Raw genomic sequence first — 24,265 nt, 5'->3', positions numbered from 1 at the left:
GTGGGGACCAGCCTACGAAAGGCGAGCGCGGGCGTCGGCCGCCTCCCGTGCACAGGCGTACGCGAGCGGGTTGATCAGCTCGTCCGCGTCCGGCAGCCACAGATTGACGCGGGAGGGCCTGCGGGCCCACTGCACGGCGCCCCGGCCGCCCACCCTGGTCGGCGGCCCGGCCACGTACTCCCCCTCGCCGCGCCCCACCATGCCGATGGCCCGGGCGTCCCAGCCCAGCTGCCGGACGAGGGCCGGTGCCTTGGCGGCGGCTCCCGGCAGGACGAAGAAGAGCATCCGCCGGTCCGGGGTGCGGGTCACCGGGCCGAGCGTGAGACCCATCCGCTCCATCCTGGCCATCGCGAGGAAGCCTGCGGACTCCGGTACGTCGAGGGCGTCGAAGGTCCGCCCGGCCGGCAGCAGCACCGACGACCCGGGCTGCCTGGACCACATCCTGCGGGCCGCCGCCGCGCTGCCCGTCGCCTGGCCCGCCCAGTCGGGGCGGGCGGGATGCGCCCCCGGTTCCTCGCAGAGGGCGTCGCCGCACGAGCAGCGCTCCGTCCCGCCCACGGCTTCGAGCCAGGTGCCGGGGAACACGTCCCAGTGCCGTTCCTGGGTGTACCACGCAGCGGCTTCGAGCAGCTGTTCACACCGCTGTTGAGGGATACGTGCGGCTTCCGTCACTCCGATGGGCTCTTCCACGCACACACAACTCCGGTCGCCACCAGGGGTTACGGGCGCGCGTGCGGTCAATATGGCGGATCGATCCTGCATATGGGGCGCACGGATGCATGGGCGGGGGCGCGCGTGAGCAAGCGCACCGATCCGCGGGTAACCCCTTGCAGAACTGTGCCAACTCGCCACCACGCGTACCCGATGCAGATGAATATGCGCATTTCTCGTGCCGTGCCGGGCAGTGATGCCTCACCAGCTCACTGCGGTCCCAGGGGGAAAAAGAATGGCAGCCAGGCCTCTCGTCGCCCGTCAGCCGAACGAACGGCTCCAGACGCTCATCCAGGAGGCGGCGTGCTCCAACGCCGGTCTCGCACGCCGGGTCAACATGGTCGGAGCCGAGCGGGGTCTCGACCTCCGCTACGACAAGACGTCCGTGGCCCGCTGGCTGCGCGGCCAGCAGCCACGCGGCAGGGCGCCGGGAATCATCGCCGAGGCGATCGGCCGCAAGCTCGGCCGGACGGTCACGATCGACGAGATCGGCATGGCCAACGGCAAGAGCCTCGCCTCGGGCGTCGGCCTGCAGTTCGCGCCCACCGTGATCGGCGCGATCGAGCAGGTCTGCGAGCTGTGGCGCAGCGACGTGGGCCGGCGCGACCTGCTGTCCGGCTCCGCCGTGGCCGCGTCCGCGCTGGTCGAGCCCAGCCGTGACTGGCTGATCACGGGCGCCGACCCGCAGGTGGCCCGGTCCGCCGGGAGCAGGGTCGGGATGCCGGACGTCGAGGCGGTGCGGGCGATGACGGCCGCCCTCGTCGACCTGGACCACCGCTTCGGCAGCGGACATGTGCGGCCCGTCCTCGTGCACTACCTCAACAGCGTGGTGTCCGGGCTGCTTTCGGGGGCGTACCGCGAATCGGTCGGCCGCGAGCTCTTCGGCGCCGTCGCCCGGCTCACCGAGCTCGCCGGATACATGGCCGTCGACACCGGACAGCCGGGTCTCGCCCAGCGGTACTACATCCAGGCGCTGCGCCTGGCCCAGGCCGCGGGCGACCGGGCGTACGGGGGCTATGTGCTCGCCGCGTCGATGAGCCATCTCGCCGCGCAGCTCGGCAACCCCCGGGAGATCGCCCAGCTGGCGCGGGCCGCGCAGGAGGGCGCCCGGGGCCGGGTCACCCCGCGCGCGGAGGCTATGTTCCACGCCGCCGAGGCCCGGGGCCACGCGCTGATGGGTGACGCCCGCACCTGCCAGGTGGCGGCGAGCCGCGCGCTGGCGGCCCTGGACCAGGCCGACCCGGACACCGGCGACGACCCGGCCTGGATCACGCACTTCGACGCCGGCTATCTCGCGGACGAGCTGGCGCACTGTCACCGCGACCTGGGACAGGCCGAGCCCGCCGCCCGCCGCGCGAAGGAGGCCCTGGCCGCACTCCCGGAGTCCCGTGCCCGGCGCCGGGGCATCGGCCTGGTGCTGCTCGCCAGCGCGCAGGTGCAGCAGCGCGAGGTGGAGCAGGCGTGCCACACGGGGCTGCGCGCGATGGAACTTCTGGGGACGGTGCGCTCCAGCCGGGGTGCGGAATATCTCGACGACCTCCAGCAGCGTCTGGAGCCGTTCGGGAACGAGCCGGCGGTCCGGGAGTTCGGCGCCAGACTGGAGCTCCAGGCCGCCTGACCGGGCGCCTTCGGCGAGTTGACCAGGAACAGCGTCGCGGGCGTGCTGCGCGTTACCGCCGTGTGGAGGGGTGGTGAGGGGCCTTGGGCGCTTGGCGTCGCGCGCGGGCCACCCGGTAGCGTGAGCCGACGATTCCATAGGTTGACACGTAGGAGTCCCGGTGACGCAGAGCGGACAGGGTGACGAGCGGCAGCTTCCCGCTGTACGGCCCGCGCACGAAGGTGTCGTGCTGCCCGCGGACGGTGGTGCCCCCTGGACCCCGGGCGCGCCACCGGCCGCGCAGCCGGACCAGGCGGCCCCTGCGGGCGGGCAGCCGTGGGGCCAGCCCTGGGGACCGCAGGCCACCCCGCAGGAGGGCCACGCACCGGGACAGCTGCCGCCGGAGCAGCGGTCTCCTGGTCCGTACGCACCCCAGCACGGCCAGTACCAGGCCCCGCAGCAGTCGTACGCACCCCAGCAGCCCCAGCAGCCCCAGCAGCACCAGCACGGCGCGTACCAGCAGCACCAGCCGCACCAGCAGGACGCGTACCAGCAGCCGCAGTCCTACGCCCAGCCGCTGCCGCCCGAGAACGCCCCCGGCGCCGGGCAGGCCGGAGCGCAGGGCATGGGGCAGGGCGGGGACGCGGACGCCACGCAGTACATCGCGCCCGTGCCGGGCGGCTCCTTCCCCGGCGGGCTGCCGCCCGAGCGCCCCGCGGAATCCACCCAGTACCTGGGACAGTCCGCCGCGCCCGCGCAGCCCTCCGACGCCGACGCCACCCAGTACATACCCCCGGTGCCCGGCGGCGCTCCGTACGGCATCCGTCCCGGAACACCGAGCGACCGGCAGCCGCCCGCGGAGTTCGACAGCCTCTTCCGCAGCGAGGAGCCCGCGGGCGCCACGCAGCAGATGCCCCGCTTCGACCCCGGGCAGCAGCAGGCCCAGCAGCACCGGCCCTACCAGGCGCAGCAGCCGCAGGGCGCTCAGCCGTACCAGTCGGGCCTTCAGAACCTCCAGGGCGGACCGGGCGGACAGACCGGGCACGGAGGCCACGGAGGCCACGGTGGATACGGTGGATACGGCGCGGACGAGCCGGACCAGGGCCACGGCCCGCAGCGCAGACGGTCCGCGCACATCCCGCTGATCGCCGCGGTCGTCATCGGCTGCGCCGTGATCGGGCTCGGCGCGGGCGCGCTGCTGAGCGGCGGCGACGAGAGCCCGGACGACAAGCAGCCGGTGGCCTCCCAGAGTTCGTCCGCCGCGGAGCCCAGCGAGGCGGCGGCCGACCCCGCGAAGCCGCAGGCGGAAGCGCTCGACAAGCTCCTCGCGGACAGCAACAACAGCCGTGCCGCGGTGATCAGCGCCGTGGAGAAGATCCGGGGCTGCCGGGCGCTGGACCAGGCCGAGACCGACCTGAGGGGCGCGGCCACGCAGCGACGCGGCCTGGTGACCAGGCTGGAGGCGCTGAGCGTCGACCAGCTTCCCGACCACGAGCAGCTGAAGACCTCGCTGACGAAGGCCTGGCAGGCGTCGGCCGAGGCCGACGACCACTACGCCGCGTGGGCCCGCCAGGCGAAGGACGACAAGAAGGTCTGCAAGGGCGGCAAGGCCCGCACGACGGACGAGACGAACAAGGGCAACGCGTCCAGCAGCGATGCCACCATTCAGAAGCGCAAGGCCTCGGGCCTGTGGAACTTCATCGCGCGCAAGTACACGCTGACGGAGCGCGCGCCGACGCAGCTCTGACGCGACGGCCTCCGGCCCCCGTACATCACGGGGGCCGCCCGCGGTGTGCCGGACCCCCTGGTCCGCCGTCCCGCGTCAGACGCCGGAGCCGGCGTTCACGAGCGTCTCCGTGACGTCCACGAAGCCCTTCTTCGCGGACGTGAGACGCCCGTCACGGACCACCTGGAACGTCACCCGCCCATTGACGATGCGCCCGTAGGCGGCCGTGCCCACCATGTCCTGGAAGCGCCAGCGCAGGACCGGCGTCAGGCCGCCGGTGTCCACCTCGGTGCCGCGGTTGAGGCTGACGGAGACACCGCCCGCCGTGATCGAGGACTCGTCCATCGCCTCGATGACCGCCTTGAGCACGGTGTAGGCGATCCAGGTCGTCTGCACGCCCGTGTCCTCGGGATCGATCCGGTTGTCCTTGAAGGCGTACTTCTCGATCACCTGGCGCATCTCGTCCCAGCGGGCGTCGCCCGAGTCCGGGTACCAGCCGGTGACGAGGGCACCCTCGAAGGGGCTGTTCCGGCCGCCCGTGCGGTCGATGAGGTCCTGGCCCACGCTGCCCAGCACGGACGAGATCCGTACCTCGTCGTCCTTCGACTCCAGCCGGCGGAAGGAGTCGAAGAACGTCCCCGTGCCCTTCCCGAGCACCGCCGTCACGCAGCCGCCGCCCGCCTGCTCCAGCGCCTTGGCCGCCTGGGAGTCGTACGAGGTGGCCTCCTCGGGCGCGCTGATGTCGTAGGACGCGGGCCGGTCGCTCCGGCTGAGGCTCGCGTCGAGGAGCCCGGGCAGCGTGTCGCCGACCAGGGTGTCGGGCCGCACCAGCGAGACCCGCTCGCAGTCGGCCGCGAGCTGCTCCCCGTTGCCCGCGACGAGCGCGGGCTGGCCGCCGTTGACGGGGTAGGACAGATAGCTGGTGAACTCGTCGGCGGAGGCGCCGTAACCGCCTATGTACGGGATTCCGGCGGACTCCAGCGGGGCCAGGAACGCCCGCCCGTATCTGCTGTACGAGCCGACGACCGCCGCCACGTCCTCGTCCGCCGCCCGCCGGGCGCACTTCGAGGCCCCGCTCGCGGTGTCCTGCTCGTTGCAGGTGAGCACCCGGAGCTCGTGGCCGTCGATCCCGCCCTGCTCGTTGATCCAGCGGGCGTAGGTCCTCGCCATGGCCGGCATGCCGGCCATGTTCACGGTGTCGGCTCCAGTGGTGTCGGGGGCCCAGGTCATCACGGTGACGGGCTCCCTGGAGCCCCCCGAGGCTCCAGGGAGTACACCGCAGCCGGATATCAGCAGCGCCCCGGCCGCCACCGATGTGAGGAGCTTGTAGGGGCGGGGGGAGGAGAGGCGTCGCCATCCGGTCATGGGCATGAACTTTTGCGGCTCAGGGGTAACGCCGCAGTGTGCCGTGGTCAACGCACGGTGACGTACAGGTGAATTGCGGGGGGCCGCGCACGGCCGCCGGAGGGGAACGTACGATCGACAACCGTGCAGCAAGGTTCGGAGAACACTTCCCGTCGCGGCCGTCGCTCCTCCACCATGGGCGGCATGCCGCTCAACGACATGCCGTGGTGGCGCTGGCGCAGCAACGTGCGCTCGGCGCTGCACATGCTCTCCGACCCCGTCTTCCACCACGAGTGCTGGCTGGCCGGCCGGGAGGGGTACGGCGACGTCACCGACGCCGTGTACCGCCTGGTCGAGGACACCTGGCTCGACAACTGGTCAGCCGAGAAGTACGTCGGCACGATCTTCCGCGACTCGGCCGAGGCCGCCCTCGTGGACGTCGCCGCTCTGCGGGTGCTGCGCATCATGCACCAGACCGGCGCGGACGCCCCCGTGTCTGCCTATCTGGAACACCCGGGCTGGGGCGAGGCGGTCATGGCCGCCCGCGAAGCCCATGTGATGCTCGCCACCAATGACGCGGAGGACCCCGACTCCCCGCCGCGCTCCCTGGACGTGCTCCGCATCATGACCAGATCGGCGTGACCGGCGGGCGGTGTGGCACCCTACGGGAATGACCGCGCCGCAGCCTGCCGAATCCGTAACCGCTGCCTCGGACGCCACCGCCGAGCAGTACGTCCTCACGCTCTCCTGCCCCGACAAGCAGGGCATCGTGCACGCCGTGTCGAGCTATCTCTTCATGACCGGCTGCAACATCGAGGACAGTCAGCAGTTCGGCGACCACGACACCGGTCTCTTCTTCATGCGCGTCCACTTCTCGGCGGACGCCACGGTCACCGTGGACAAGCTGCGGGCCAGCTTCGCCGCGATCGGGGACTCCTTCCGGATGGAGTGGCAGATCCACCGCGCGAGCGACCGCATGCGCATCGTGCTGATGGTCAGCAAGTTCGGGCACTGCCTCAACGACCTGCTGTTCCGCTCCCGCACCGGTGCGCTGCCCGTCGAGATCGTGGCGGTCGTCTCCAACCACACGGAGTTCGCCGAGCTCGTCGCCTCGTACGGTGTGCCCTTCCGGCACATCCCCGTGACCAGGGACAACAAGCCGGAGGCCGAGGCGCAGCTGCTGGAGCTGGTGCGCGGCGAGAACGTCGAGCTGGTCGTCCTGGCGCGCTACATGCAGGTGCTCTCGGACGATCTCTGCAAGCAGCTGAGCGGCCGGATCATCAACATCCACCACTCGTTCCTGCCGAGCTTCAAGGGCGCGAAGCCGTACCACCAGGCGCATGCGCGCGGGGTGAAGCTGATCGGTGCCACGGCGCACTATGTGACCGCCGACCTCGACGAGGGGCCGATCATCGAGCAGGAGGTCGAGCGCGTCGGCCACGGCGTCACGCCGGACCAGCTCGTCGCCGTGGGGCGTGACGTGGAGTGCCAGGCGCTGGCCCGCGCGGTCAAGTGGCACGCGGAGCGGCGCATCCTGCTCAACGGCCGCCGCACGGTCGTCTTCGACTGAGGTCCGAAGGTCCCGGGACCCGGCGGACGGCCTCGGTGAGCCGCCGGGATCACAGCCGGCTCAGGGAGGCCGCCGCGCACAGGACGTCGCGGATCGCCTCGCGGTCGCCCTCCTGGCCGGCCGCCGCCTCGACCGGCGGCACATGCCCGGCGACCAGCCGGCAGAACTCCACCCCGTCCAGGGCGACCTGCGCGACCGTGTGCGCGGGGGAGCCGAGGGCGGCGGGCGAGTCCAGCGCGATGTACCAGTCACCGCCGCCGCGGCCCTCGACCTCCAGATGGAGCGAGCGCCCCGGCCTCCCCGCCGTGACCAGCTGCTTGGCCGGTGCGGCGAGCCCCGCACGGCGCCGCTCGGCGAGGGTCGCGGGGAGCAGCCGGGCCGCCAGGTCGATCATGTCGTGGAGATGGGCGGCGGCGGGCGGCTCGTAGGGATAGTCCACGGCGTTCGCGATGTCACCGCCGTGCACCCAGCACTCGAAGGCCCGCTCCAGGAGCGAGTCGTGCAACGGGAGGGCGAAGTCGCCGTAGGGGACGGAGAGCTCCGCGACACCGCGGCCGGCGAACGAGACCGTACGGACGAGCGCGTGGCTCTGCTCCCGCCACGGTTCCCGCACGGTCCGGGTCGGCGGGCGGTGGGCGGACGACCAGTAGGACTCGGTGCGCTCGGTCGGCGAGGCCGGCTTGTCGCCCCTGCCGAGCGGGTCGTCCAGGCCCAGCGCCGTGGACACCAGCCCGTCGACGGCCATCAGATGACCGATGACCCCGGCGACCGTCGTCTTGCGGTTCACCTGGCGCTCGCCCTCGAACCACCTCAGCCGCACCGGGGCGTGCCACTCCGAGTCGCCTATGTCCCGCAGCAGCGCGTCGAGCCTGGCTGTCTCCGCGTCGTACGGAGCGGCCCAGGCGGGTACGGGAATGCGTGGCGGGCGGCGCCCCATACAGCCCTCCAGCACGCGGGACCTGAGCATCGGGTCCAGATCCAGGGTGCCGTCGGTGTGCAGCAGGCCCACCGCGTCGCGCAGCCGCAGCGCCTCGTCCGCGCAGGGGGCGCACGTGGTGAGGTGGTCCTCGACCGCCGCGGTCTCCTCGGCGGAGCAGGCGGCCAGGGCCCAGGCGCCGAGCAGCGACTTGAGCACCTTGTGGGTGAGCGGCTGACCGGAGCCCCCGGGCAGGACCGGAGGCAGCTGCTCGCGGTCGTCAGCGGCCGCCCGGGGGCCGGGTATGCGCCGTTCGACCGGCTGCTCTCCGTCGCGGGCCTCGCCGCTCCTGTCCTCGTTCACGGTGTCGGCCCGTATCCGGGAGGCGCGGTGTCCGCCGACGGCCGGGTGTTCGCGGTGGAGAGCAGCTGGAGCCCGAGCCGCAGCCGGCGCCTCGCCTCGTCCCCGGTGACGCCGAGGTCGGACGCGGCCTGGCGGTAGTCCCTGCGCTGTACGTACGCGAGCTCCAGGGCGGCGCGCAGGGGAGCGGGCATGGAGGCGACGATGTAGTCGGCGCGGGCCGCCGCGGTGGCCCTGAGCACCCGCTGCTCCAGCTCCTCGGCGTCCTGCCCCTCGGCCCCTTCGTGCGCCCCGCGCAGCAGCAGCACGGACCGGCGGTGGGTGAGCCGCGCCACCCAGGAGCGCATCGAACCGTGCTTGGGGTTGTAGGCGTCCGGGTTCTCCCAGACGTAGCAGAAGACCTCGCGGGTCACCTGGTCCGCGGCGTCCTCGTCGTCGAGCATCCGGTGGGCCTGGCTGTGCACGAGGGCGGCGAAGCGGTCGTAGAGCTCACCGAGGGCCGCCGCCTCGCCCCGCGCCAGCCGCTGCTGCATGCGGCGGTCCCAGCGCGGTGGTGCGTCTTTCGCCATCGAGCCCCCAGCCCTGTTCCCCTCGTCACGTCGAAATGTAGTCGGCGCCATCGGCCGTGCACGTACCTTTGCGACAAGTACGTCCCTTCAGTGGCGCTGAATGATAAGGAATGAACGACGCCTTGCCATTCCTTGACCGCGTAAACGATCCTGAAGTGATCATTTCTGGGTGAATCGCGTACGGGGCCGATGCGCCGAACCGTGTTTCGCCGGAGCCCAGGGGGGCAGCCGCGAGGAGGAACGGTAACGTCCGGATCCTCCGGAACCCCGGAACGAGAGGCCGAGTCGCGTGACGCTGAAGGTGTACGAGACCGAGCAGGACGCGTGGACCGTGCTGCGCATCCACGGCGAGCTCGATCTCGTGAGTTCACCCGTCGTGCGCCAGTCCGTCCATGGAGCGGTGGCCGCGGGCCGCCACGACGTGGTCCTCGACCTCTCGGGCGTCCTGTTCTGCGACTCCAGCGGCGTCGGCGTCCTGATCGCCTCCCGCCGCCTCATGAAGTCCTGCGGCGGCCGGCTCCGGCTCATCCTCCCGGCCCGCGGCGCGGTGGACGGCTCGCACGTCAACAAGGTGCTCGGCGCCCTGGGGGTACGCCGGCTCTTCGACGTCTACCCCGACGCGGACGCGGCGACCGACGACGCGTCCGAGCCGCTCACCGCCTGACGGCCGCCCCGCCGCGCCGTCGGCGTACGAGGTTGTCACATCACTGATGGACATCGGTGACACGTGACGCCCTCCGGCGTCGTACGCTCCCCGCATGGACAGCGCAGAGTACGAGCGCAAGATCGCGCACCGCTTCGCCGCCTTCGACCAGGACGGCAACGGCTACATCGATCGCGCCGATTTCAACGCCGCCGCGGCCCGCCTGCTCACCGAGTTCGGCACGAAGGCCCGCTGCGACAGGGGCCAGGCGCTCTACACGGGTGCCGAGGCCTTCTGGCAGGGCATGGCGGGTATCGCCGATGTGGACGGGGACCAGCGCGTCACCCGTGAGGAGTTCGTCGGCGGGGCGGTGAAGCGGCTGCGGGACAGCCCCGGGCGCTTCGCGGAGATCGCGCGCCCCTTCCTGCGGGCGGCGATCGCCGTCGCGGACGGCGCGGACCTCGAGGGGAACGCCCCCGCCTCGGCGCCGGTCGCCGCCGTGGAGCGCGCCCTGAGGGTGCTGGGCGCCCCCGACGACATCGCGAGCGTCGCCGCCCGGAGTCTGGACACCGACCAGGACGGCCGGATCGCGGAAACGGAAGCGGTCGCCGCCTTCTCCGCCTACTTCACCGTGATCGAGCCGGACGCGTAGCCGCACGCGCACAACACGCCCAACGGCGCGAGCAGTTCGCGCACTTCCACGGCCCGGCCCGGGGTGACCCGGGGCCGGGCCGCGGTGCTGCCGGGGCGCAGTCGTGCCTGACCGGGGGCGTACGGAGGGTGCGCCGGGAGTGACACAGCGCATCCGGTGACCATATGCGCCCCGGGTGCGAGCGGTCACCGGGCGGAGTCGCGCGGTCCGGCTCGGGTACGCTCCGTTGGATGCGAGTGGCACTGGAACCGGAGGATCCGGGTGTGGCCCCTGTGGGCGCCCCGGTCGGCGCACGGTGCGCTGCTCGCACCCCACGGAGCTGCGCGGGGCCTGTCGGGGGCATGCTTCCCGGGGCGCCGAAGCGCTTCTGTTCGACTCTCCGCAGCACGCGTCGCACAGTATGGACCACGCGTACTCCTTCGCGCTGGAATATGCCCGAAGCGCTTGTTGCGGTGACTGTACGTCAACCATGCTGTCTCGCAGGGGAGTCACGTTCCGTGACCCTGAGGAGGCGCGAGGCGATGTGTCCGCCGGTTCGGATGGTGTGAGCGGTGCAGGTGCTTCAGGTTCAGTTGGAGGTCGGGGCGGATCCCGCGGAGGTGGGACGGGCCCGCAGATGGGCGCGGTCGCGGCTGATCGGGTCCGGGTTGGAGGACGACGAGCCGCTCGCGGAGACGCTGATCCTGCTGATCTCCGAGCTCGTCACCAACGCGGTGGTCCACACGGGCTGTCCGGCCGTGCTGCGGATGCTGTTCGGCACGGCGGGCCCGGCGGGTTCACCGGGTTCGGCGGGGACGGTGAGGGTCGAGGTGGCCGACACCAGCACCCGCCCGCCCCAGCCGCGCCACGCGGAGGGCGAGGACACCGGCGGGCGCGGACTGGAGCTGGTGGACGGCCTGGCCGACCGCTGGGGCTGGCAGCCCGAGGGCGCCGGGAAGCGGATCTGGTGCGAGGTGGACCGGGGCGGCCCGGTGATGGTCCCGGCGATCCAGGAGCAGCCCGGCGACCGGGCCCGCCTCTGAGAGGGCGCTCCCGAGGCCGCGGGTGATCCCGGGGCCCGAGGCCGCCGGCCGTCCCGGAGCGCCGAGATTGCCGCGCGCACGCTACTGATCCCGGCCCCGAGGCGGCCGTGATCCGGGCGCCGCGTACGCCGTGATGTCGCCGTGTACGCCGTGATCCGGGCGCCGTGTACGCCGTGATCCGGGCACCGCGTACGCCGCAATCCCGGCGCCGCGTACGCCGCAATCCCGGCGCCGCGTACGCCGTGATGCCGGTGCCCCGCCCCGGAGCCCGGTGTCTCACCGTCCGGCGGACGCCGATCGGAACGTCCGCCGGTAGACCGTGGGCGAGACCCCCAGCGTGGCCTGCATGTGCTGCCGCAGGGAGGTCGCCGTACCGAAGCCCGCGTCGCGTGCCACCTGGTCGATCGACAGGTCCGACGACTCCAGCAACTGCCGCGCCCGCTCCACCCGCTGCTGGGCGAGCCACTGCCCCGGACTGACGCCGACCTCCTCGCGGAAGCGCCGGGTGAAGGTGCGCACGCTCATCGACTCCAGCCGTGCCAGGTCGCGCAGCAGGATCGGCTGCTCCAGCCGCCCCAGCGCCCAGGCCCGCGCGCTCGTCGTCGTCGCGGACCCCGGCTCGGGGACGGGCCGGCTGATGTACTGCGCCTGGCCGCCGTCGCGGTGCGGGGGCACGACGGTGCGGCGGGCGACGTCGTTGGCGACGGCGGTGCCGTGGTCGCGGCGCACGATGTGCAGGCAGAGATCGATCCCGGCGGCCACCCCGGCGGAGGTCAGCACGTCGCCGTCGTCGATGAACAGGACGTCCGGGTCGACACGGATCTTCGGGAAGAGCCGCTGGAAGTGGTCGGCGGAGGCCCAGTGCGTGGTGGCGGGGCGCCCGTCGAGATATCCGGCGGCGGCGAGGGCGAAACCACCCGTGCAGATGGCGACCATCCTCGTCCCGGGCCTGATGTACGCGAAAGCGGCGGCCAGTTCGCCGGTGAGCCGCCCCTCGTCGTACACCGGCCCAAGCTCGTAGGAGGCGGGTACGACGACGGTGTCGGCGGTGGCCAGCGCCTCGGGGCCGAGCTCGACCATGATGCTGAAGTCCGCGTCCGTGCGGACCGGGCCCGGTGGGCGCACGGAGCAGGTCACGATGTCGTACAGCGGCTCGCCCTCGCCGGCCGGCCCGGCGCTCCGGGCGCGGCCGAAGATCCTTTGCGGGATGCCCAGTTCGAAGGGGATCACCCCGTCGAGCGCGAGGACGACCACGCGGTGGCGCATACGGACTCCCGTTCTCCCGCGGATTGAGTGCTACCGGGTACGGCCTGATAAACGTACCGGTCATGAACGAGAAGCTGACCGCGAGCGCGGCTGTTCCCCCGGCGTCGGCCGTCCGCGCGGCAGCGCTCGCCGCGGCCGTCGTGACCGTGGCGGCGGGCCTCGGTGTGCGCGCGGCGGCGGGAGGGGAGGCGGCGAAGTACGCGGGCGACGCCCTCTACACCGTGCTGATCCACACCCTCGTGGTCCTCCTCGCGCCCCGGGTGCGGCCACCGGCCGCCGCGGGAGTGGCCCTGGCGGTCAGCTGGGTGGTGGAGCTGCTCCAGCTCACCGGCGTACCGGCCGATCTGGCCCGGCGGAGCATGGTGGCACGACTGGTGCTCGGCTCCACGTTCAACGCCCCGGACCTGCTCTGGTACGCCGGGGGAGCGGCCCTCGCCTGGGCCGTCCACCGCCGGCTGGTGCGCGGGGGCTCCCCCGCGCATCCCTGACCACGGGTGGCCCGATCCCTTCGAAGGGTGTCCCCCAGGCCACTCGTCCGGGGCTCCCGCCGCCCCGATGCTGGAGCGCGTGACCCAGACAACCGACAGCGCGGCCGTCTCCGCCGCCCCGCCCCGTCCCTCGCGCCGCATCCACCGCGCCTGGGTCGTCGCCGCCGTCACCTTCGTGACGATCATCGGCGGCGCCGCGTTCAACTCCCTGCCCGGCCTGCTCATCGACCCCCTCCACTCGGAGTTCGGCTGGTCGCGCGGCGAGATCGGTCTCGCCGTCTCCATCGACATGGCGCTCTACGGGCTGACCGCGCCGTTCGCCGCGGCGCTCATGGACCGGTTCGGCATCCGCCGGGTCGTGGTTCTCGCCCTCGGCGCGGTGGCGGCCGGGGCGCTGGCCAGCGTCTGGATGACGGCGTCCTGGCAGCTGATGCTCTACTGGGGCCTGCTCGTCGGCCTGGGCACCGGCTCGATGGCCATGGCCTTCTCGGCGACCGTCACCAACCGCTGGTTCGTCGCCCGACGCGGACTGGTCACCGGCATCCTGACCGCGGCCGGGGCCTCCGGCCAGCTGATCTTCCTGCCGCTGTGTGCCTGGATCGTCGACGAGCACGGCTGGCGCCCCGCCTCGGTGACCGTCGCCCTGGCCGCGCTCGTCGTCGTCCCGTTCGTCTGGCTCCTGATGCGCGACCACCCGGCCGACGTCGGCCTCGCCCCGTACGGAGGGGAGTACGCCGAGAAGCCGGCCCCCGCGACGGGCGCCGCGACCCGCGCCGTGCGCGTCCTGTTCGACGCGGCCCGCACAGGGCCGTTCTGGCTGCTGGCCGGATCGTTCGCCATCTGCGGCGCCTCGACCAACGGCCTGATCCGCACCCACTTCGTGCCCTCGGCCCACGACCACGGCATGGCGATCACCGCGGCGGCCTCGCTGCTGGCCGTCATCGGGATCTTCGACGTCATCGGCACGATCTTCAGCGGCTGGCTCACGGACCGCTTCGACGCCCGCAGACTGCTCGCCGTCTACTACGCGCTGCGCGGGATCTCGCTGCTCTTCCTGCCGATGCTGCTGGCCCCCGCGGTGCACCCGCCGATGGTCTTCTTCATCGTCTTCTACGGCCTGGACTGGGTCGCCACGGTCCCGCCGACCCTGGCGCTGTGCCGGGAGCAGTACGGCGAGGACAGCGCGATCGTCTTCGGCTGGGTCCTGGCCTCGCACCAGGTGGGCGCGGCCCTGGTCGCCTTCCTCGGGGGCGTGGCCCGCGATGTGACGGGCTCCTACGACCTGGTCTGGTACGCCTCGGGCGCCCTCTGCGCGACGGCCGCCCTGATGGCCCTGGTCATCCGCAGGCAGCCGGAGGACCGGCCCGTGACCCTGACCGCCTGAACCCGGCCGGACGGGCCCGCTGCTGTTCCCCCTCTCCGGCGGACGTGCGGGGAGACGGGGTGGGGGCGGATGCGGCAGGGCCCGCTGAGGCCGCCCGCCGTCCGCCGCCTTCGTCAGCCCACCGAGGCCAGCCTCTTCGCTATCTTCCGTGCGTCCAGGGCGATTTCGCGGAGCATGCCACTGATCGGATTGGTGAACCCGGTGAAGTACAGACCGGGTGCCCGCTCCGGTGTGCGCGCGCCGTGCGCCACGGGCCGGCCCCGGGAGTCGAGTACGCCGAGGTGGCCCACCAGGGGCTCCAGGGCGCGTTCGTAGCCGGTCGCCGCGATCACCACGTCGGGTGTGATCCGGGTGCCGTCCGCCAGGACCACCGCGTCCGCGTCGAACGACTCGACGGCCGCCACGGGGACCACCCGGCCGGTCTTCACCGCGTCGATCAGACCGACGTCCTGGATCGGGATCGCCCCCTGCTTGACCCTGCTGTACAGACCGGTGTCCGGGCGGGGCAGGCCCTGGGCGGCCAGGTCGGGGACGGCGACCCGGCTCAGCAGGCGTCCCGCGCGGTCGACGAGCCCGACCGGCAGCCTGCGGACCAGCACCGCGGTCGCCTGCGCGGGCCAGCCGGCCGTGGAGCGGCGCACGATGTGCGGGGTCGTGCGGACCGCGATCCGCACCCGGGAGGCCCCGCCCTCGACCAGGTCGACGGCGATCTCCGCCCCGGTGTTGCCGATCCCGGCCACCAGGACGTCCTTGCCCGCGTACGGCGCCGGGGCGCGGTACTCCGCCGCGTGCAGCAGCTCGCCGGTGAAGCCCTCGCGGCCGGGCCACGCGGGTGTCCTCGGGGTGTGGTTGAAGCCGGTGGCCACGACGACCGCGCGCCCGGTGAGCACCCGCCCGCCGGTCGCGTCCAGCTGCCAGCCGGTGCCGTCCGGGGTCCGGCCGATCCGGGTCACCTCGACGCCCGTGACGACTTCCAGCTCGTGGTGCTCGGCGTACTTCTCCAGGTAGCGCACCATGTCCGCGCGCGAGACCCAGCGCCCGAACCTGCGGGGCATCGCCAGCCCGGGCAGCGCGGACCAGCGCCGGGTCGTGTGCAGGTGCAGCCGCTCGTAGTGGCGGCGCCAGGACGCCCCGACGTGCCCGGACTTCTCCAGCACCACCGCGCGTACGCCCTGTTCCCGCAGGGCCGCGGCGGCGGCGAGACCGCCCGGGCCGCCGCCGATCACATAGACCGGCCGGCCGTCGGTGCGGTCGATGGAGTCGGGCAGGGAGTCACCGGAGGCGGAGGTGAGTTCGGGCATGGTTCGGAGCGTAATAGGACATGGACATGATGGGTCCCGGTTCGGGTGGGAATCGGTTGCGAAATGATCACGGATGCCCGCCGCGGGGCTCGGGCGGCGGGCACGCCCCTCACAGACCGGGCGCACCCCACACCGGGAACCAGCGCGAGAGGTCGCTCTCCACCCGCAGGTCGTCGCCCAGCACCGCCCGCACCTGGAGCTCCAGCTCGTTGTCGCGCCGCTCCCCGCCGCCCGGGGCGGGGGCGAACGGATAGAAGGTGCCCCGCTTGTAGAGGTAGACCAGCGCGAGCGGTCGGCCCTCCGGGTTGCGGAATCCGATCATCGAGCAGAGCAGATGCGGGCCGAAGCCGCCGTCCCGCAGCAGGGTGTTGACCGCGTGCAGGTCGTTGACCAGGGCCGCCGTACCGTCGGTGCTGCCTGGCTCCTGGCGGGCGAGGAGCCAGGTGTAGCCGTAGGTGTCACGGCTGAACTCCACGGGGATGCCGCCCCGCTCCGTGTCCGCGTCGAGCAACTCCCGTACGTCCTCCCGGATGCGGGCGAACGTGCCGCCCTCCACCCCCGCGAAGCACACCGAGCCGGTCCCGGTCGGGGTGAAGCCCGTCCCCGCCTGGACGGTCAGCGCGGCGGAGGGCACCGCGAAGAGCTGGTCGAGATCGGGGCGGACCGGCTTGCTGCGGCCCAGGATGCTGTCGAGCAGGCCCACGGGGACTCCTTACGGGCGGGACAGGCCGGCGGAGATACGGGCCAGCTGGTCCAGCCGCTGTTCGAGGGTCGGGTGCGAGGAGAGCAGCCGGCCGAGGCTCTCCTTGGCGGCGAAGGCCGGCACGAAGTAGAAGGCGTTGTACGGCTCGGCCTTCCGCAGGTCCTCCGTCGGAATCCTGGCCATCTGCCCGCTCACCTTCGTCAGGGCGGAGGCGAGCGCCGAGGGGCGGCCGGTGAGCAGGGCGGCCGTGCGGTCGGCCGAGAGCTCGCGGTAGCGGGAGAGCAGCCGGGTCAGCAGGAAGCTCAGGGCGTAGACGACCGCGCTGATCAGCGGGATGAGCATGACGATGATGCCGGCGGGGTCGTTGCCCCGGCTGTTGCGGGCGAATCCGCCCCAGAGGGCGACCCGGGTGACGACCCCGGCCAGCACCCCGAGGAAGGACGCGATCGTCATCACGGCCACATCGCGGTGCGCGACGTGCGACATCTCGTGGGCCAGGACGCCTTCGAGCTCCTCCGGTTCCAGTCTGCGCAGCAGCCCGGTCGTGGCGCAGACCAGGGCGGTCTTCTCGCTCCGCCCGGTCGCGAAGGCGTTCGGGACATCGCTCCGCGCGATGGCCACCCGGGGCTTCGGCATGTCGGCGAGCGCGCAGATCCGGTCGATCGCGCCGTGCAGCTCGGGCGCCTCCTGCGGCGTGACCTCGCGGGCGCCCATGCCGTACGCCGCGATGCGGTCGCTGAACCAGAACTGGGCGATGAACAGACCGCCCGTGATGACCAGGATCACCGGCCACGAACCCCGCAGGACGGCGAGGAGCACGCCCACCAGGACCACGTACAGCAGACCGATGAAGAACATGGTGCTCACCATGCGTGCGGTCAGGCCACGGTCCGGGGCGTAGCGGGAACGGGCTCGTGCCATGGGGACCTCCAGCGGATTCATCCGCCTCCCATGATGCCCCTTTCATGTGAAAACCGGATGAAAGTCCGATTCGGGGTCCCCTGGGGCGCAGGCCCCGCCCCGGGGGAGCCCGGGGCGGGGCCTGCGCCCGCGCTCAGGGCCAGAGGAGCTCGCGGGTCCAGTCCGCGCCCTCGCGCCGGTAGCGCAGCCGCACGTGCCGCCGCCGGGCGTCGCCCTGGAAGAACTCCACCTCCCGCGGCTCGGCGACGTACAGCGTCCAGGTCTCCGCCTCGGCGTCCGGTTCGGCCCGCGCCCGCTCCCAGGCGGCCTCGGAGGCCCGCACGAGGTCCTCGTGCGTGGGCAGCACCTCGCTCTGCGACCCGGTCAGCGCGGAGGCCAGGGCGCCGGTGGACCTGGCCCGCAGATCGGCCCTGCTCTCCTCGCGGCCGGCCGGGGCGACCGGGCCGCGTACGCGCACCTGGCGGCCCTGGGCGGGCCAGTAGAAGCCGAGGGCCGCGTACGGCCGGGCGGCGAGCTGGCGGCCCTTCGCGCTGGTGGCGTGGGTGGCGAAGTGCCAGCCCCGTGCGTCCGCGTCGTGCAGCATCAGCGTGCGCACATCGGGCCTGCCCTCGGCGTCCGCCGTCGCCAGGGTCATGGTGTGCGGCTCGGCCTGGCCCGCCGCCACCGCCTCGGCGAACCAGGTGTGGAAGAGGGCGAGGGGGTCGGCGGGCGCGGTGGAGGGGTCGAAGGAGGGGAGGGGGACGTCCCAGACACGCTGCGCGTGGAGCAGGTCGCGAAAGGCCTTCTGTGCATCGCTCATGACCCCATTCCACCGCCTCGCGCCCGGTCACGTAACTTCGGCGCCTCGTACGCGGTGACGGAACCCGCACCGCCTCGCACCCGGTCGTGGAAACGCCGACGGCGGACCACAGGGGTGGTCCGCCGTCGGTGAGACAGGACGCGGGGAGCCGCGGAAAGGCCGCGGCGCCCGGTTGTATGCGGGGGAGTCGTGTGGTGGGCGTCTACCTGGCCGGCTTCTTGCCGGTGATGCCGAGATGGACCAACAGCGCGAGGTTCGGCCGGATTTCGGCCTGCTTCACGCCCCAGGCGGTGAAGCCCTTCTGGTGCGAGGCGACCCCCGCCAGCATGACGACCAGGGAACCGGCCACGGCCGCGGGGCTGACGTCCTTGTCCACCTTGCCCTTGGACTGGAGCTCCTTGACCGATTCCGTCAGGGAGTTGGTGACCGAGTTGAGAACCTTCATACGGATCTTGGAGAACCGTTTGTCTCCCTCGGCCGCGCCGAGATCGATGACCCGGAGGATCGCGTCGTGGCGGCGCCAGAAGTCGAGGAATCCCTCGACGAGTTCTTCGGAGGTCTGCCAGCCGGCCTTGCCGACCCAGGAACGGCCGCTGACCAGTTCGGTCAGTCCGGTGCCTTCCTTGACCATTTCCTCTGCGAGTTCGAGAACGGCGCCCTCGACATCGGGGAAATACTGGTAGAAAGTCGCGGGTGAAGTCCCCGCCTTCCGGGCCACGTCGATGACTTTGACGTCCCGGTACGGCGAGGAGCTGAGCATCTCGCTGAGGCAGTCGAGCAGCTTCTGCCGCGTCGCCTGACCTCGCCGACCAGCCACGCGGCCGTCGACGGTGCGTACTTGTCCTGTCATGCCGTCAGCTTACCGAGGGGTGATCCGAGCGCGATTTGGCTGACTGCAAATGGGGAACGGCCCAGTGCGGACGGGGTGAACAGCGCAATTCACGGTGATGCGGGAGCAGTTTTTCCGCCGGTGTCGCGATTTCCGCCGGTGTTGCGCTTTATCGAATTGCGCGCCCCCGTCGCGCGCCCCCGGGGGGCGCGCACTCCCGGGGGCTCGCTCCCGGACCGCACTCCCCCGTCGCGCCCGGGATGCCCCGGAGTGATCGTGTTATCAACAGCCTGTGGATAACTTCGGTGGACAACCTCCGTCCATGACGGTCGCGGAACCTTCACGATTCGGGCAAAGGTTCTATTCAGGCTCCCCGGGGCGCGCCCTGCGGCCCCCGACGCTACGTTGAGTGTGACGGGCGTCACCGCCGCCCCCGTCGCGGTGCCCAGCGATCCACAGGCGTCCGTGGCGGCCACCGCCACCGCACCGCGCCCCTCACCACGACGGAAGGACCCGGGCCATGGCCGTATTCGCGCAGTCCGCGCCGTGCTGGGTGGATGTGCAGCTCTCCGACCTGGAGGCCGGCAAGCGCTTCTACGGCGGGCTCTTCGGCTGGACCTTCCGCGCCGGCGACGGCATGCCCTTCGCGGACGCGTACAGCGACGGCCGACTCGTCGCCGCGCTCGCCGCCAAGCAGGACGGGCGCATGCCCACGACCTGGGGCGTCTACTTCGCCACCGACGACATCCTCGCCACCGTCGCCCTGATCCGTAAGGCGGGCGGCCAGGTGATCACCGATCCGGTGCGGGCCGGCCGGGCCGGTGTCCTCGCCCAGGCGGCGGACCCGGGCGGCGCGGTCTTCGGGCTCTGGCAGGCGGGCGACCGGGCCGGCTTCGAGAAGCAGAACGCTCCGGGCTCCTTCTGCTGGACCGAGGTCTACACCCGGCAGCCGGAGCGCGTGGACGCCTTCTACGAGGAGGTCTTCGGCTTCCAGGGGACCGACATCGAGCTCCCGGGCGGCGAGGACGGCTCGGGGCAGCCCGAGCCCTTCCGCGTGTGGTCGCCCGCGGGCACCGAGCCGGGGGAGGACACCGCGATCGGCGGACGCGCCGTGATCACGGACGCGTTCCCCGAGATGATGCCCAGTTACTTCCTCAACTACTTCGCCGTGGCCGACTGCGTCGGCGTCGCCGGGAACGCCGTACGCCTCGGTGGCCGGATCACCGCCCCGCCCATGGACATCCCGTACGGGCGGATGGCGGTCCTCCAGGACGACCAGGGTGCGGCGTTCGCCGTCCTCCAGCCGACCGAGCTGCTTCCTTAGCGGGACGTGACGCGTACCGGAAGGTGTCCTGAAAGGGGTGGAGTGCCATAAGACACCCCGATCCGCCCCCGGGTTCGCAACCGGGCGCCGAGCCAGGAAGAATCAGGGTGCGCACCGCCAGGTGGTGCTCAGTGGTGAGACGCTGCATGTGGCGGGATTTCGCGGGCTTCTGTTCCTGAGGTCCGTACGGGGAGGTGGCAGGCAAGTGGAGCAGCTGACGCAGCATGACCCGAGGCGGATCGGCCCGTTCGAGGTGCTGGGACGGCTCGGAGCCGGCGGCATGGGGCTGGTCTATCTCGCGCGGTCGGCGTCGGGCCGCCGGGTGGCGATCAAGACCGTGCGGACGGAACTGGCCGAGGACCAGCTGTTCCGGGTCCGTTTCACGCGTGAGGTGGAGGCCGCACGCGCGGTCAGCGGCTTCTACACCGCGGCCGTGGTGGACGCGGACCCCCGGGCGGCCGTCCCCTGGCTGGCCACCGCCTACGTCCCCGCACCCTCCCTCGAGGAGATAGTGAGTGAGTGCGGGCCGATGCCGACGCAGGCCGTGCGCTGGCTGGCCGCCGGGATCGCCGAGGCCCTCCAGTCGATCCACGGAGCCGGTCTCGTCCACCGTGACCTGAAGCCGTCCAACGTCCTCGTGGTCGAGGACGGGCCGCGCGTCATCGACTTCGGTATCGCCTCCGGCGTCTCCAACACCCGCCTGACCATGACGAACGTGGCGGTGGGCACCCCCGCCTACATGTCCCCGGAGCAGGCCCGCGACTCGCGCAGCGTGACCGGCGCGAGCGACATCTTCTCGCTGGGCTCGACCCTCGTCTTCGCGGCGACCGGGCACGCGCCCTTCCACGGGGCGAATCCGGTCGAGACCGTGTTCATGCTGCTGCGCGAGGGTCCCGACACCGAGGGACTGCCCGATGATCTGCGCCCGCTCATCGAGTCCTGTATGCAGATGGACGCGACCCGGCGGCCCAGCCCGGCGGACCTCCAGGCCCAGCTGGCCCCGCACTTGTTCGCCTCGGGCAGCGACGACAGCGGCACCGCTTCGGCCTGGCTGCCGGGCGTCGCCACCGCCATGATCGAGCAGCGCCGGGGCGGCGGCCGTGCCGTCACCGTCGCGCCCGCCCCCGTGGTCGTGCCGCCGCCCCCGTCCCAGCCGCCGCCCGTCGCCGACCCGGACGGCGCCTGGCGCGGCGGCGACCTGCGGACCGGGCCCGCCCTCGACGGCGGCCCCGTGCACCTGCCCGGAGCGAAGGTGCCGATCGGCCCCGGGCCGCGCCCCGTGGACGTACGGGGCCCCGCCGCCGCGCACGCCGACCCGGCCACCGGCTGGGTGCGTCCGCCCGGCGGGCAGGGCGCCGTGGCGGCGGCCACCGCTCCGGTGCCCGCTCCCGCGCAGGCACCCGACGCGGCCCCCGCCGCGCCGGAGCGCTGGCGGCCGTGGCGTTTCCGCATGTCGAACGATGTGTGGGGCACCCCCGTCGTGGTCGACGACCTGCTGTACGTGACGTCCTTCGAGGTCCACGCGCTGGACGTGGGCAACGGCAGGCGCCAGTTCAAGACCCGCGACGTGGCCTGGACGATGACCGTCGACGGCGGCCGTATCCACGCGTCGGACGGCCCGTCCCTGTACGCGCTGGACGCGGCCACCGGCGCCGAGCGGTGGCGGCTCCAGGCCGACGCCTGGGTGTACGCCCTCAAGGCCGACCGGGGCACCGTCCTGACCGCGACGCGCGGCGGCGGCGTACAGGCGTGGGAGGCGTCCAGCGGCGAGAAGCTGTGGGAGACCTCCGGCGCCCAGACGGACTTCGAGACACCGGAGGCCGGGCCCGTCATCCACGAGGGCACGGTGTTCCTGTGGCAGGACGCCCGGCTGCGGGCCGTCGACGCCCGCACCGGCGCGGAGCGGTGGTCCTACCCCGTGGGCGACGCCGCGTCCTGCGGCGGGGTGCCCGTCCGGGTGACGCCCGCGTCCGACGGCTTCGTCTACGTCGCAGCGGGCACCCGGGTGCTGGCCGTGGACGCGGTCTCGGGCCGGGTCCGCTGGCACTTCGAGTCGCCGGCCGTCTTCCTCTCCCCGCCCGCCTTCGCGCCCGGCCCCGCCGTCACGGGCGGCGGGGTGTACCTCGCCGACTACCTCGGCACCGTGTACGCCCTGGACGCCCAGAACGGCAAGGACCGCTGGCGGATCGCGACCGAGGCCCGGCAGTCCATCGAGCCCGTGCTGGTCACGGCGGGCAACGTGCACGTCGGCAGCGGCAGCGCCCTGTACACGCTGGACGCGGTGACCGGCACGCCCAAGTGGCGCTTCGCGGCGGGCGGCGAGGTCGTCGGCGCGCCGGTCGTCGCCGACGGCCGGGTCCACTTCGGCTCGGCGGACCATGTGCTCTACACCCTGGACGCGGCGGGCGGCCAGCTCCGCTGGAAGCTGGCCACGGGCGGCGAGATCACGGGCTCCCCGGTGGCGCGGGCGGGCGTCGTGTACGCGTGCAGCAAGGACCGCTGCGTCTACGCCCTGGACGCGCTGAAGGGCACGGGCACGGGGAACAGAGCGCGGGCCTGACGCCCCGGAGCGCCTCAGGGGTGGGGCGGCCGGTACCGGTCCGAGCCGTGCTGCTCCCCCTCGTCGGGGTACTGCACGGGGTGCTGCGCGGTGTCCTCGTCGTCGCGCGGAGCCCGGTGCCGGCCGGGCCCGGTGTACGGATCGGCCTCAGGCTCGGGCCCCGGCGACGTCTGCGCGGACGGGCCGGGCTCCTGCGTCGGCGGCCAGGTGTCCGGGTGGTCCGCCTGCGGCACGGGATACGGCTCGGCGGTGCGGCCGGTCCGCTCCGCCCTCCGGGGGCGCCCCGACATCACCAGCGCGCCCAGCAGGAGCAGGACACCGCCCGCCAGCGCCTGCGCGACACCCCACCGGAGCCCGGACCCGTCGCTGTCGACGGACAGTCCGTCCGCCGCCTGTCCCTGCCGGACCATCCACAGCACGGTGAAGCCCAGGACGATCAGGCCCGCGAGAGCCACCACCCAGCGCGAGCGCAGGACGACCCCCACGAGGGTCACCAGCGCGGCGAAGAGGAACGGCAGCAGGATCGAGGCCATCACGGACGACGAGACGCCGGTGATGCCGTCGAACAGGTCCTGGACGCGGTAGTCGCGCCCCAGGCGGTTCTGGTACCAGCGCTGGAAAGGGCTCTGGACGGCCGCCGCGGCTCCCACGAGTGCGACGACGGAGCCGAGGACATTGCGGAACATCGCCAGCCTCCCGGGCCATGGCGCACGGCTGTGCGCACCGCTCCCCGGCTCGACGCTACGCCTGGCCGATCTTCCCTGCCATCGGAGGAGCGCGGCCGGGGGCCGGGCCGGGGGAGCCCGCCCGTGGACCTGCTGCCGGGACAGCCGCCGCAGACCATGACGAGACCGTGACAGGGCCATGACCGAGCCATGGGTAACCGCCCGGAATGCTGGGCGTTACGTTGTCGCGCGGCCGCGCGGCGGCCGAGGAAACCGACTACTCCGAGGGGGACGGCGTCGATGATGCGGCGACGGATCAGGTTCGCGGCGGTACTGGTGGTGGTGGTGCTCGCGCTCACCGGATTCTCCACGTCCAGCAGCGGCGGCAAGGGCGGGAAGAGCCGCAGCGGCAAGAGCAGCAGCAGCTCCGGCGGTGGATGCTCCAATTCCAAGAAGAGCAACGGCAGTTACCACGACTACGACGACGATGACGACTACAGCGGCTCGTCGGGCTCCTCCGGCGGCTCGACCAACTCGACACCCGGCCCCACCGCTTCGGACGCCCCGGAGGTCCGTGTCATCAGCTGCGCGACGCCCAGGAAAGGCAAGCGCAAGGCAGTGACGTACTCCATGGTGGAGATCCGGTCGACGGCGAGCGTGGAGGAGACCTACGAGGTCGACGTGACGTTCGTGGATGCCAAGGGCCTGACCGTCGACACGGGCGAGGTCATGGTCGACGTCGGTCATGGCGACACGGTGGCCGTCAAGGTGAAGATGGACAGCCCGGGCCTGGTCTCCCGCGTGAAGCGGTGCCTGGTCACGGCGGAGACCTTCTGAAGCACCGAAGACGCGGGCGGGGGCGGGGGGCCGGGCGGGGGCGGCCCCCGCCCCCGGCCCGGCGGGGGGGGGGGGGCC

The 24,265-nt window shown here is 72.7% G+C and carries 23 protein-coding genes; 12 read left to right on the top strand and 11 right to left on the bottom strand.

Going from position 1 to position 24,265, the window contains the following annotated elements; genetic code table 11:
- Window positions 1–12: 12 nt before the first annotated feature.
- Window positions 13–690, bottom strand: a complete 678-nt coding sequence (locus ACWCQM_RS19965) for a bifunctional DNA primase/polymerase (protein WP_073744019.1) — start codon at window positions 688–690, stop codon at window positions 13–15.
- A 256-nt stretch (window positions 691–946) separates the two neighbouring features.
- Here ACWCQM_RS19965 and ACWCQM_RS19960 point away from each other — a divergent pair, with 256 nt between their 5' ends.
- Window positions 947–2,329 (top strand): transcriptional regulator, encoded by a 1,383-nt coding sequence (locus ACWCQM_RS19960; protein WP_450916504.1) that lies wholly within the window; start codon window positions 947–949, stop codon window positions 2,327–2,329.
- 160 nt (window positions 2,330–2,489) lie between these two features.
- On the top strand, window positions 2,490–4,055 hold the full coding sequence (locus tag ACWCQM_RS19955; protein WP_450916503.1) for a hypothetical protein: 1,566 nt from the start codon (window positions 2,490–2,492) through the stop codon (window positions 4,053–4,055).
- Window positions 4,056–4,130: 75 nt separating this feature from the next.
- Here the strand turns inward: ACWCQM_RS19955 and ACWCQM_RS19950 are convergent, their stop codons facing one another.
- Window positions 4,131–5,399 carry an ABC transporter substrate-binding protein gene (locus tag ACWCQM_RS19950; RefSeq protein WP_450916502.1) on the bottom strand — a complete coding sequence of 423 codons (1,269 nt, stop codon included), beginning with the start codon at window positions 5,397–5,399 and terminating at the stop codon, window positions 4,131–4,133.
- 174 nt (window positions 5,400–5,573) lie between these two features.
- On the opposite strand from ACWCQM_RS19950, the gene ACWCQM_RS19945 reads away from it, so the two are divergent.
- Window positions 5,574–6,020 carry an SCO4402 family protein gene (locus tag ACWCQM_RS19945; RefSeq protein WP_450916681.1) on the top strand — a complete coding sequence of 149 codons (447 nt, stop codon included), beginning with the start codon at window positions 5,574–5,576 and terminating at the stop codon, window positions 6,018–6,020.
- A 28-nt stretch (window positions 6,021–6,048) separates the two neighbouring features.
- Window positions 6,049–6,948 carry a formyltetrahydrofolate deformylase gene (gene purU / locus ACWCQM_RS19940; protein ID WP_450916501.1) on the top strand — a complete coding sequence of 300 codons (900 nt, stop codon included), beginning with the start codon at window positions 6,049–6,051 and terminating at the stop codon, window positions 6,946–6,948.
- 49 nt (window positions 6,949–6,997) lie between these two features.
- On the opposite strand, the gene ACWCQM_RS19935 is transcribed toward purU, so the two are convergent.
- Together ACWCQM_RS19935 and ACWCQM_RS19930 are read right to left on the bottom strand one after the other, a co-directional pair.
- The gene (locus ACWCQM_RS19935; protein ID WP_450916500.1) at window positions 6,998–8,227 is read right to left on the bottom strand and encodes a zf-HC2 domain-containing protein; all 1,230 of its coding nucleotides are present in this window, start codon (window positions 8,225–8,227) and stop codon (window positions 6,998–7,000) included.
- On the bottom strand, window positions 8,224–8,793 hold the full coding sequence (locus ACWCQM_RS19930) for an RNA polymerase sigma factor (protein ID WP_450916499.1): 570 nt from the start codon (window positions 8,791–8,793) through the stop codon (window positions 8,224–8,226). The genes ACWCQM_RS19935 and ACWCQM_RS19930 overlap by 4 nt, the downstream gene beginning before the upstream one ends.
- 289 nt (window positions 8,794–9,082) lie before the next feature.
- On the opposite strand from ACWCQM_RS19930, the gene ACWCQM_RS19925 reads away from it, so the two are divergent.
- From ACWCQM_RS19925 to ACWCQM_RS19915, 3 genes are all read left to right on the top strand, one after another.
- On the top strand, window positions 9,083–9,457 hold the full coding sequence (locus ACWCQM_RS19925; protein ID WP_450916498.1) for an STAS domain-containing protein: 375 nt from the start codon (window positions 9,083–9,085) through the stop codon (window positions 9,455–9,457).
- A gap of 94 nt (window positions 9,458–9,551) precedes the next feature.
- Window positions 9,552–10,088 (top strand): EF-hand domain-containing protein, encoded by a 537-nt coding sequence (locus ACWCQM_RS19920; RefSeq protein WP_450916497.1) that lies wholly within the window; start codon window positions 9,552–9,554, stop codon window positions 10,086–10,088.
- A 551-nt stretch (window positions 10,089–10,639) separates the two neighbouring features.
- The gene (locus tag ACWCQM_RS19915; protein ID WP_450916496.1) at window positions 10,640–11,110 is read left to right on the top strand and encodes an ATP-binding protein; all 471 of its coding nucleotides are present in this window, start codon (window positions 10,640–10,642) and stop codon (window positions 11,108–11,110) included.
- A gap of 276 nt (window positions 11,111–11,386) precedes the next feature.
- Here ACWCQM_RS19915 and ACWCQM_RS19910 read toward each other — a convergent pair whose 3' ends face one another.
- The gene (locus ACWCQM_RS19910; RefSeq protein WP_450916495.1) at window positions 11,387–12,376 is read right to left on the bottom strand and encodes a GlxA family transcriptional regulator; all 990 of its coding nucleotides are present in this window, start codon (window positions 12,374–12,376) and stop codon (window positions 11,387–11,389) included.
- Window positions 12,377–12,438: 62 nt separating this feature from the next.
- Here ACWCQM_RS19910 and ACWCQM_RS19905 point away from each other — a divergent pair, with 62 nt between their 5' ends.
- Both ACWCQM_RS19905 and ACWCQM_RS19900 read left to right on the top strand, forming a co-directional pair.
- Window positions 12,439–12,864 (top strand): ribosomal maturation YjgA family protein, encoded by a 426-nt coding sequence (locus tag ACWCQM_RS19905; RefSeq protein ID WP_450916494.1) that lies wholly within the window; start codon window positions 12,439–12,441, stop codon window positions 12,862–12,864.
- 67 nt (window positions 12,865–12,931) lie between these two features.
- Complete coding sequence (locus ACWCQM_RS19900; RefSeq protein ID WP_450916493.1) at window positions 12,932–14,248, top strand: MFS transporter; 1,317 nt, start codon at window positions 12,932–12,934, stop codon at window positions 14,246–14,248.
- A 113-nt stretch (window positions 14,249–14,361) separates the two neighbouring features.
- On the opposite strand, the gene ACWCQM_RS19895 is transcribed toward ACWCQM_RS19900, so the two are convergent.
- The 5 genes from ACWCQM_RS19895 to ACWCQM_RS19875 form a co-directional block, all read right to left on the bottom strand.
- Window positions 14,362–15,549, bottom strand: coding sequence for a flavin-containing monooxygenase (locus tag ACWCQM_RS19895; protein WP_450916492.1), 1,188 nt, complete (start codon window positions 15,547–15,549; stop codon window positions 14,362–14,364).
- Window positions 15,550–15,658: 109 nt separating this feature from the next.
- Window positions 15,659–16,252 (bottom strand): PspA-associated protein PspAB, encoded by a 594-nt coding sequence (gene pspAB, locus ACWCQM_RS19890; RefSeq protein WP_450916491.1) that lies wholly within the window; start codon window positions 16,250–16,252, stop codon window positions 15,659–15,661.
- 9 nt (window positions 16,253–16,261) lie between these two features.
- Window positions 16,262–17,173 carry a zinc metalloprotease HtpX gene (gene htpX, locus ACWCQM_RS19885; RefSeq protein WP_450916490.1) on the bottom strand — a complete coding sequence of 304 codons (912 nt, stop codon included), beginning with the start codon at window positions 17,171–17,173 and terminating at the stop codon, window positions 16,262–16,264.
- Between the two features lie 133 nt (window positions 17,174–17,306).
- Window positions 17,307–17,972 carry a pyridoxine/pyridoxamine 5'-phosphate oxidase gene (locus ACWCQM_RS19880; protein WP_450916489.1) on the bottom strand — a complete coding sequence of 222 codons (666 nt, stop codon included), beginning with the start codon at window positions 17,970–17,972 and terminating at the stop codon, window positions 17,307–17,309.
- A gap of 202 nt (window positions 17,973–18,174) precedes the next feature.
- Entirely contained in the window at window positions 18,175–18,822 is a 648-nt protein-coding gene (locus tag ACWCQM_RS19875) for a TetR family transcriptional regulator (protein WP_450916488.1), read from the bottom strand.
- 499 nt (window positions 18,823–19,321) lie between these two features.
- Here ACWCQM_RS19875 and ACWCQM_RS19870 point away from each other — a divergent pair, with 499 nt between their 5' ends.
- A complete protein-coding gene (locus tag ACWCQM_RS19870) occupies window positions 19,322–20,125 on the top strand; it encodes a VOC family protein (RefSeq protein WP_450916487.1) in 804 nt (267 codons plus the stop codon).
- A gap of 205 nt (window positions 20,126–20,330) precedes the next feature.
- On the top strand, window positions 20,331–22,685 hold the full coding sequence (locus ACWCQM_RS19865; RefSeq protein WP_450916486.1) for an outer membrane protein assembly factor BamB family protein: 2,355 nt from the start codon (window positions 20,331–20,333) through the stop codon (window positions 22,683–22,685).
- A 14-nt stretch (window positions 22,686–22,699) separates the two neighbouring features.
- Here ACWCQM_RS19865 and ACWCQM_RS19860 read toward each other — a convergent pair whose 3' ends face one another.
- Window positions 22,700–23,371 (bottom strand): hypothetical protein, encoded by a 672-nt coding sequence (locus tag ACWCQM_RS19860; RefSeq protein ID WP_450916485.1) that lies wholly within the window; start codon window positions 23,369–23,371, stop codon window positions 22,700–22,702.
- Between the two features lie 279 nt (window positions 23,372–23,650).
- On the opposite strand from ACWCQM_RS19860, the gene ACWCQM_RS19855 reads away from it, so the two are divergent.
- The gene (locus ACWCQM_RS19855; protein ID WP_450916484.1) at window positions 23,651–24,187 is read left to right on the top strand and encodes a hypothetical protein; all 537 of its coding nucleotides are present in this window, start codon (window positions 23,651–23,653) and stop codon (window positions 24,185–24,187) included.
- Window positions 24,188–24,265: the final 78 nt, after the last annotated feature.

The sequence above is a fragment of the Streptomyces sp. NPDC002125 genome (genome assembly GCF_053593715.1).
This window is presented reverse-complemented; position numbering and strand designations above follow the sequence as displayed.